2 protein-coding genes and 1 pseudogene are annotated in these 2,882 nt (G+C 66.4%); all 3 read left to right on the top strand.

Annotation, left to right across the window (positions count from 1 at the left end):
- Positions 1-81: 81 nt before the first annotated feature.
- Entirely contained in the window at positions 82-426 is a 345-nt protein-coding gene (gene tnpA / locus E8D38_RS27335; RefSeq protein ID WP_140637434.1) for an IS66-like element accessory protein TnpA, read from the top strand.
- Positions 369-755 (top strand): IS66 family insertion sequence element accessory protein TnpB, encoded by a 387-nt coding sequence (gene tnpB / locus E8D38_RS27330; RefSeq protein WP_342779616.1) that lies wholly within the window; start codon positions 369-371, stop codon positions 753-755. Before tnpA ends, tnpB begins: the two co-directional genes overlap by 58 nt.
- A gap of 103 nt (positions 756-858) precedes the next feature.
- Positions 859-2,328: pseudogene (gene tnpC, locus E8D38_RS27325) on the top strand (IS66 family transposase); the annotation flags it as partial.
- Positions 2,329-2,882 lie beyond the last annotated feature (554 nt).

Genomic DNA, 2,882 nt, shown 5'->3' with positions numbered 1-2,882 from the left:
GTATCCGTCCGGCCAACTCACCTTGAACGGCCCGTGCCCGGCAGCCAGGATGGTGCCCACCAAACAAGTTAGGTGGACACCATGTCAGACGCCAAGCCGGCCAGCCGCCGGCGTCACGACGCAGAGCTGAAGCGCCAGGTCATTGCAGCATGCGTGGCCCCAGGCGCGTCCGTGGCCCAAGTGGCGATGAGCTACGGCCTCAACGCCAATCTCGTTCACAAGTGGCGGCGCCTGGCTGCTGACGACGGAGAGGTTCGCAGCGCACCCGCCTTCGTCCCCGTGTCGGTCGTCGCGGAAGTCCCGCCATCTGATCCGCCGCAGTCCATCGAACTGGAGCTGCAGCGCGGCCCGGTCCACGTCCGCGTGCGTTGGCCGATGAGTGGCGCTACGGCCTGTGCCGCTTGGCTGCGCGAGATGCTGCGTTGATCCGGGTCGACGCGCTGTGGCTGGCGGTTGAGCCTCTGGACATGCGAGCCGGCACCGAGGCCGCCCTGCGCCGCGTTGTCGCCGTCTTCGGTGCTGCCCGGCCCCACCACGCCTACCTGTTCGCCAATCGCCGGGCCAACCGGATGAAGGTGCTCGTGCACGACGGCATCGGCGTGTGGCTGGCAGCCCGTCGCCTCAACGCCGGCCGCTTCGTCTGGCCCCGCGACGTGACCGGCACGCTGAGTCTGAGCCGCGCTCAGTTCGACGCCCTGGTGCTGGGCCTGCCCTGGCAGCACGTCGGCGAGGCCGGCGTCATCACGCTGCTGTAGCCGCGCGTCCATTGCTGCATCTGCCGATGGCCGGCGCGGCGCGGGGCCGGCAACATTACCACTCGTGATTGCCGACGACCTCGACACACTCGATGCCCAGCAACTGCGCGACGCCCTTCGGGCTGCACGCGCCGAGGCTGCGTTCAAGCAGGCCGTCATCGAGAAGCTCACGCACGAGAACGCCATCCTCAAGCGGCTGAAGTTCGCTGCGCAGAGCGAGCGCTTCAGCACCGAGCAGAAGAGCCTACTGGACGAGACGCTGGACAGCGACCTCGCGGCCGTGGCTGCCGAGATTGAGGCACTGCAGCCCAACCGGACTGCAGGCGAGCGGCAACAGCCGCGGCGCGAGAAGCTGCCGGCGCACCTGCCGCGTCGCGACGTGCACCATGAACCGGAGAGCACCGCCTGCGGCTGCGGGCAGGCCATGCAACGCATCGGTGAGGACGTTGCCGAGAAGCTGGACTACCAGCCTGGCGTCTTCACCGTCGAGCGCCACATCCGCGGCAAGTGGGTGTGCAAGTGCTGCGAGCGGATCGTGCAGGCGCCGGTCGCGCCGCACATCATCGACAAGGGCCTGCCGACGACCGGCATGCTGGCCCAGGTGCTGGTCGCCAAGTACCTGGACCACCTCCCGCTGTACCGGCAGGAGGCCATCTTCGAGCGCGCCGGGCACGCCATCGCGCGCTCCACACTGGCCCAGTGGGTCGGCGAGTGCGGCGTGCAACTGCAGCCGCTTGTGGACGCGCTGGCTGCGGAACTGCTGCGCCAACCGGTGCTGCACGCCGACGAGACCCCAGTGGCCATGCTCAAGCCTGGCCACGGCAAGACACACCGCGCCTACCTGTGGAGCTACTGCACCACGCAGTTCAGCCCGCTGCAGGCCGTCATCTTCGACTTCGCAGACAGCCGTGGCGGCCAGCACGCCCGCGACTTCCTCGGATTGCCCGGGACGCCAAGCAAGCCAGCTTGGCAAGGCAAGCTCGTCTGTGACGACTTCGCCGGCTACAAGGCTTGCTTCGAGCTGGGCGTGACGGAGGTCGGCTGCATGGCGCACGCCCGGCGCAAGTTCCACGAACTCTGGGCCAACCACGGCAGCCAGGTCGGCGAGCAGGCACTGAAGTTCTTCGGTCAGCTCTACGAGGTGGAGCGGGCAGCGGTCAACGCCGACTGCCAAGCCAGGCTTGAAGCCCGGCAAACAGCTCGGCCGCTGGCTGATGCACTGAACCAGTGGCTGCGGCAACAGCGCCAGCGCGTGCCGGATGGCTCAGCCACCGCCAGGGCCATCGACTACAGCCTCAAGCGCTGGACGGCGCTGACCCGCTACCTCGATGACGGCGACCTGCCCATCGACAACAACTGGGTGGAGAACCGCATCCGGCCCATTGCTCTGGGGCGGCAGAACTGGCTGTTCGCCGGCAGCTTGCGCGCGGGCAAGCGGGCTGCGGCAGTGATGAGCCTCATCCACTCGGCCAAGCTCAACGGGCTTGATCCTTACGCCTACCTGCGCGACATCCTGGAGCGGCTACCGACGCAGCCGGCGAGTCGGATTGCGGAGTTGCTCCCGCACCAATGGGCTCGTCAGACGGCAGTACCGGGTGAAGGCGGGGTCGAGACGAAGGTTGGCAATTCACCGATGCCTGTGCAGCAGATATCGACGACCTGAGCCATCAAGGACCGCAGTTGCTGCATGCCGGTCGCCTGATGTGGCACCTCTTGGTCCGAATCTCTCTCGCAGCGCACCCACCAGTCATCAACCTCAAATAGCAGAGCCAGCACTGCCTCGAGAAAGGCTTGCCCCGACGGCCAGTCGTAAGCACGTTGCCTGTCTAGAGCCGGCGTGAGACTGATGACAAGGGGATCGCCCTTCACCGCCCTTCCAATCAGAACGCCACGAAAGGTGCAAAGCATCTCGTCGGTCGTGCCCCAGTCTGATTCGAATGGTGCGATGACTAAGCCAGCAGGACGACGACTGAGACCAAGCAAGAATCTGTCGGGACTACGAACGTATGGGGACTGGTTCATCTGAACAACGTGCTGGCGCCTTGGGTGTGCTCAACCTTACAACGACATCGGCCCTTCCTGCCGGGCTGCTGCTGACCAGTCAAGGTGGGATGCACAGACGCGTAC

The sequence above is a fragment of the Methylibium rhizosphaerae genome (assembly GCF_006386545.1).
GTDB lineage: Bacteria > Pseudomonadota > Gammaproteobacteria > Burkholderiales > Burkholderiaceae_C > Pseudorivibacter > Pseudorivibacter rhizosphaerae.
Note: the sequence above shows the minus strand (reverse complement) of the source record. Positions and strands in the feature narration are given on the sequence as shown.

Excerpts from the sequence above, each read along its gene's own strand:
- tnpA (WP_140637434.1), top strand. The coding sequence starts at position 82 with ATGTCAGACGCCAAGCCGGCCAGCCGCCGGCGTCACGACGCAGAGCTG.